6 protein-coding genes are annotated in these 4,590 nt (G+C 58.8%); 3 read left to right on the top strand and 3 right to left on the bottom strand.

Translation table 11 applies throughout. The annotated features are described in order from the left end of the window. The 3 genes from J0I64_RS00880 to nrdH form a co-directional block, all read right to left on the bottom strand. Positions 1 to 876, bottom strand: an 876-nt coding sequence (locus J0I64_RS00880; RefSeq protein WP_291405509.1) for a ribonucleotide reductase N-terminal alpha domain-containing protein, incomplete at its 3' end; no start/stop codon positions are given. Positions 877 to 926: 50 nt separating this feature from the next. Beyond that, complete coding sequence (gene nrdI, locus J0I64_RS00875; protein ID WP_291405505.1) at positions 927 to 1,331, bottom strand: class Ib ribonucleoside-diphosphate reductase assembly flavoprotein NrdI; 405 nt, start codon at positions 1,329 to 1,331, stop codon at positions 927 to 929. Positions 1,332 to 1,387: 56 nt separating this feature from the next. Continuing rightward, positions 1,388 to 1,609, bottom strand: a complete 222-nt coding sequence (gene nrdH, locus J0I64_RS00870) for a glutaredoxin-like protein NrdH (RefSeq protein ID WP_291405503.1) — start codon at positions 1,607 to 1,609, stop codon at positions 1,388 to 1,390. 551 nt (positions 1,610 to 2,160) lie between these two features. Here nrdH and J0I64_RS00865 point away from each other — a divergent pair. From J0I64_RS00865 to J0I64_RS00855, 3 genes are all read left to right on the top strand, one after another. Next, a complete protein-coding gene (locus tag J0I64_RS00865) occupies positions 2,161 to 3,069 on the top strand; it encodes a metal ABC transporter substrate-binding protein (RefSeq protein ID WP_291405507.1) in 909 nt (302 codons plus the stop codon). Continuing rightward, positions 3,066 to 3,962: a manganese/iron ABC transporter ATP-binding protein gene (locus J0I64_RS00860; RefSeq protein ID WP_291405501.1), complete on the top strand. Its 897-nt coding sequence runs from the start codon at positions 3,066 to 3,068 to the stop codon at positions 3,960 to 3,962. The genes J0I64_RS00865 and J0I64_RS00860 overlap by 4 nt, the downstream gene beginning before the upstream one ends. Position 3,963: 1 nt before the next feature. Then, the coding region (locus J0I64_RS00855; protein ID WP_291405499.1) for a metal ABC transporter permease at positions 3,964 to 4,590 on the top strand (627 nt) is incomplete at its 3' end.

The raw sequence follows: 4,590 nt of genomic DNA, 5'->3' as shown, positions 1-4,590 counted from the left end.
GTCCTCGTTATTCTTGGCCAATTCGAAGGTGATGTCGGGGATCACGACGCCAAGCGACAGGGTCTTGATGCGGACCTTTTCGTCGGCGTTTTCGCGCTTGGTGTCGAGGAAGCGCATGATGTCGGGGTGGTGGGCGTTAAGGTAGACCGCACCTGCGCCCTGACGTGCGCCGAGCTGGTTGGCATAGGAGAAGGAGTCTTCGAGCAGCTTCATCACCGGGATGACGCCAGAGGACTGGTTCTCGATATGCTTGATGGGCGCGCCCATTTCGCGAAGATTGGTGAGGCTCAGGGCCACGCCGCCGCCGCGCTTGGAAAGCTGCAGCGCCGAGTTAATCGAGCGGCCGATCGACTCCATATTGTCTTCGATGCGCAGCAGGAAGCACGAGACGAGCTCGCCGCGCTGGGCCTTGCCGGCATTGAGGAAGGTCGGGGTCGCGGGCTGGAAACGGCCAGCCATGATTTCGTCGACGAGGTCGCGGGCCAGGCCCTCATTGCCGCGGGCAAGCGCCAGCGCCACCATGCAAACGCGATCTTCGTAGCGCTCGAGATAGCGCTTACCGTCGAAGGTTTTTAGCGTGTAGCTGGTGTAGTATTTGAATGCGCCGAGGAAGGTCGGGAAGCGGAACTTCTTGTCATAGGCGTGATCGTAGAGATCACGAATGAAGTTGAAGGAATACTGATCGAGCACGCTGCGCTCGTAATAGCCTTCGACGCTCAGATATTCGAGCTTCTCTCTGAGGTTGTGAAAGAAGACCGTGTTCTGGTTGACATGCTGCAGGAAGTACTGGTGCGCAGCCTGCTTGTCCTTGTCGAACTGAATCTTGCCGGCCTCGTCATAGAGGTTCAGCATCGCGTTGAGCGCGTGATAATCCAGGCTCTGGTCCTGGACCTGACCCTTGGAGGCCGGGCGATCTTCCGTGCGGTCTAGTGTGAGCGTGTCCAAAACCGTTCGAGTCCTTGCTTGACGTTTTCAACGTCCTCCGCCGTTCCGAGGAGCTCGAAACGATAGAGGAGCGGCACTTCGCATTTCTGGCTGACGATATTGCCCGCCGCGCCATAGGCCGTGCCGAAATTTGTGTTCCCGGCCGCGATCACGCCTCGAATGAGACTGCGATTGGCAGGGTTATTGAGAAATTTGATCACTGGCTTGGGCACTGAGCCCTTGCCGTCGTTGCCGCCATAAGTGGGAACCACCAGAACGAAGGGTTCATCCACCTGGGGCGGCTCGCTGCCAGCATCAACCGGCAGCCTTACGCTTTGCATCCCGAGCTTCTCGACGAAGCGATGGGTGTTTTCCGACGTGCTGGAATAATAGACGATCTTGCCCATGGTCCTGCATCTCGGTTCCTGTCGCGCGGGCCTGAAAAACCGGGCGACATCTCAGCTCAGGAGAGGCTGCCGATCATGTCGGGGCGGAAGCCAGCCCAGTGCTGGTCGCCGGCGACAACGACCGGAACCTGACGGTAGCCCATTTCCTCGACGCGCGCATAGGCGTCGGCGTCTTCGGAGATGTCGACCACCGTGTAGTCAATGCCCTTTCGATCGAGCGCACGCGTGGTCGCGGTGCACTGGACGCAGGCAGGCTTGGAATAGACGGTGATAGTCATCGGATCCTCACGAGGGACTGTTCTAAAAACGGGGTTCAACGCTTTAAAACTACTGCAAACGCGCGCCGGTGGCCTGCCGTACGAGACGGCTCCTACCGGCTTTGGGCGTCTTCCCATTCTTTCGAATCGTCGAAGCCCTGAACGCTATATGTAGTATGCGACACCAATTCTTACTGCAACGTATATGGTTTGTGTCAGGTCTGTCATCAACGCTTGACAGGTGAATTGTGATCGAAATTTGCCCGTTTTTTGGGGCTTTCCAAGCGTGTCAGATTCGCCAGGCGAGTCGCACGTCCCTTCCGTCAAAAATCGTTCAAATTTCGCCCTTGTGGAAAATGCTGGGGATGCTCCCGGCCGTCAAAAGGGATTCGTCTTGGAGATATAGGGACATAGCCGAGGAAGGGGCTTTCTCCCCGTCAAACACACTTTGTTAACGCCTTTGGAGCGCGGCGTTTTTCATCAGCCTTTTTGCAAACCATTCCTACTTGCAACTTTTCGGCATCTCGCTACATTGAGTGAAAATGCAAATCATTCGCAACAAGGATCACTCTATGCTCTTCGGTACACGACGTCAGGCCCTCGGGACGCTGCTTGCTGTGGGTCTGTCGGTCGCGCTTCCCGCAATTCCCGCCTTCGCTCAGGACAAGTTCAAGGCCGTCACCAGTTTTACGGTTATCGCCGATATCGCGCAGAATGTTGCCGGCGACGCCGCGGTGGTTGAATCCATCACCAAGGCCGGCGCCGAGATTCACAACTACCAGCCGACCCCCGGCGACATTCAGCGCGCGCAGGGGGCCAATCTCGTTCTTTATAATGGGCTCAATCTGGAACTGTGGTTCGAGCGCTTCTTTGCCAACCTGCATGATGTGCCCAGCGTCGTCGTTTCCGACGGCATCGACCCCATGGGCATTACCGAGGGACCCTACCAGGGCAAGCCCAATCCTCATGCCTGGATGTCACCAAGCATCGCCATGATCTATGTCGACAATATCCGTGACGCCTTCGTCGAGCACGATCCGGCCAATGCCGAGACCTACAAGGCCAATGCCGAGGCTTATAAGGCGAAGATTTCGGCGATGATCGAGCCGATCAAGGCCGAGCTAGATGCAGTGCCTGAGGCGAAGCGCTGGCTCGTGACCTCCGAAGGTGCCTTTTCGTACCTCGCGCGGGATTTTGACCTGAAAGAACTCTATCTCTGGCCCATCAATGCCGACCAGCAGGGCACGCCACAGCAGGTTCGAAAAGTGATCGATGCCATGCGCGAGCACGATATTCACGTGATCTTCTCGGAAAGCACCATTTCTCCGGCGCCGGCCGAACAGGTCGCTCGTGAGACCGGCGCCAAATATGGCGGCGTGCTCTATGTTGACTCCCTGACCGAAGCCGACGGGCCGGTGCCGACCTATATCGACCTTCTCCGCATCACATCCGAAACAATTGCCAAAGGCCTCACGGAATGAATGCCCCCCTGCGCCATGCCGAGGTTGAGAGCGGCACCGGCATTGCCGTAAACGGCGCCACAGTCACCTATCGCAACGGCCTAACCGCCATTCGCGACGCGAGCTTTGTTATCCCCACCGGCACCATCGCGGCGCTGGTGGGGGTCAATGGCTCGGGCAAGTCTACGCTGTTCAAGGCCATTATGGGTTTCGTGCGGCTGGCGCGCGGGGACATCACCGTGCTCGGCATTCCAGTGGCGCAGGCGCTCAGGAAAAACCTCGTCGCCTATGTGCCTCAGGCCGAGGAGGTCGACTGGAACTTTCCGGTGCTGGTCGAAGACGTCGTGATGATGGGGCGGTATGGTCATATGGGCATGCTGCGCATTCCCAAGAAGGCCGACCACGAGGCCGTTGAGGCGGCGCTGAAGCGCGTCAATATGAGCGAATTCCGCAAGCGCCAGATCGGTGAGCTTTCGGGCGGGCAGAAAAAGCGCGTGTTTCTGGCGCGGGCGCTGGCACAGGATGGGCGGGTTATTCTCCTCGATGAGCCGTTTACCGGCGTCGATGTGAAGACCGAGGACCAGATCATCGCGCTGCTCCGCGAGCTGCGCGACGAGGGCCGGGTGATGCTGGTTTCCACGCACAATCTGGGTTCAGTGCCCGAATTCTGCGATCGCACCATTCTCATCAAGGGCACGGTGCTGGCCTATGGCCTGACCGAGGAAACCTTCACCCAGGAAAATCTCGAAAAGGCCTTTGGCGGCGTGCTCCGCCATTTCGTGATCAATCACGCGTCCAATGGCGGGGTGGATTCCGGGGTTCGCGTCTTTACCGACGACGAGCGGCCACTGCTGTTCGAGGGTGGGAAGGCGCGGCGGCATTCGCCGGATGATAAGCCGGAGGAGCAGGCCTGAAATGGAACTGCTGCTCGAACCCTTTTCCTATGGCTACATGACCAATGCCATGTGGGTCTCGGCCCTTGTGGGCGGGGTCTGTGCCTTTCTCTCCTGCTACCTGATGCTCAAGGGCTGGTCGCTGATCGGCGATGCGCTGAGCCATTCGATCGTGCCCGGTGTTGCCGGCGCCTACATGCTCGGCCTGCCGTTTGCGGTGGGGGCGTTCTTTTCCGGCGGGCTCGCGGCGGCGGCCATGCTGTTTCTCAATCAGCGCACCAAGCTCAAGGAAGACGCCATTATCGGGCTGATCTTCTCGGCCTTTTTCGGGCTGGGGCTCTTCATGGTGTCGATCTCGCCGGTGCCAGTGAACATCCAGACCATCGTGCTGGGCAATATTCTCGCCATCACACCCGAGGACACGCTGCAACTCGCCATTATCGGTTTCGTGTCGCTGGCCATCCTGCTCGCCAAGTGGAAGGACCTGATGGTCACCTTCTTTGACGAGAACCATGCCCGCTCGATCGGCCTGAAGCCGACGCTGCTGCGCGCCGTGTTCTTCGTGCTGCTTTCGGCCTCGACGGTGGCGGCCATGCAGACGGTGGGCGCTTTCCTTGTCATCTGTCTTGTCGTGACGCCCGGGGCGACG

Source organism: Devosia sp. (genome assembly GCF_017307565.1).
Classification (GTDB): domain Bacteria; phylum Pseudomonadota; class Alphaproteobacteria; order Rhizobiales; family Devosiaceae; genus Devosia.
Note: the sequence above shows the minus strand (reverse complement) of the source record. Positions and strands in the feature narration are given on the sequence as shown.

Excerpts from the sequence above, each read along its gene's own strand:
- J0I64_RS00860 (WP_291405501.1), top strand. The coding sequence starts at position 3,066 with ATGAATGCCCCCCTGCGCCATGCCGAGGTTGAGAGCGGCACCGGCATT.
- nrdH (WP_291405503.1), bottom strand. The coding sequence starts at position 1,609 with ATGACTATCACCGTCTATTCCAAGCCTGCCTGCGTCCAGTGCACCGCG.
- nrdI (WP_291405505.1), bottom strand. The coding sequence starts at position 1,331 with ATGGGCAAGATCGTCTATTATTCCAGCACGTCGGAAAACACCCATCGC.
- J0I64_RS00865 (WP_291405507.1), top strand. The coding sequence starts at position 2,161 with ATGCTCTTCGGTACACGACGTCAGGCCCTCGGGACGCTGCTTGCTGTG.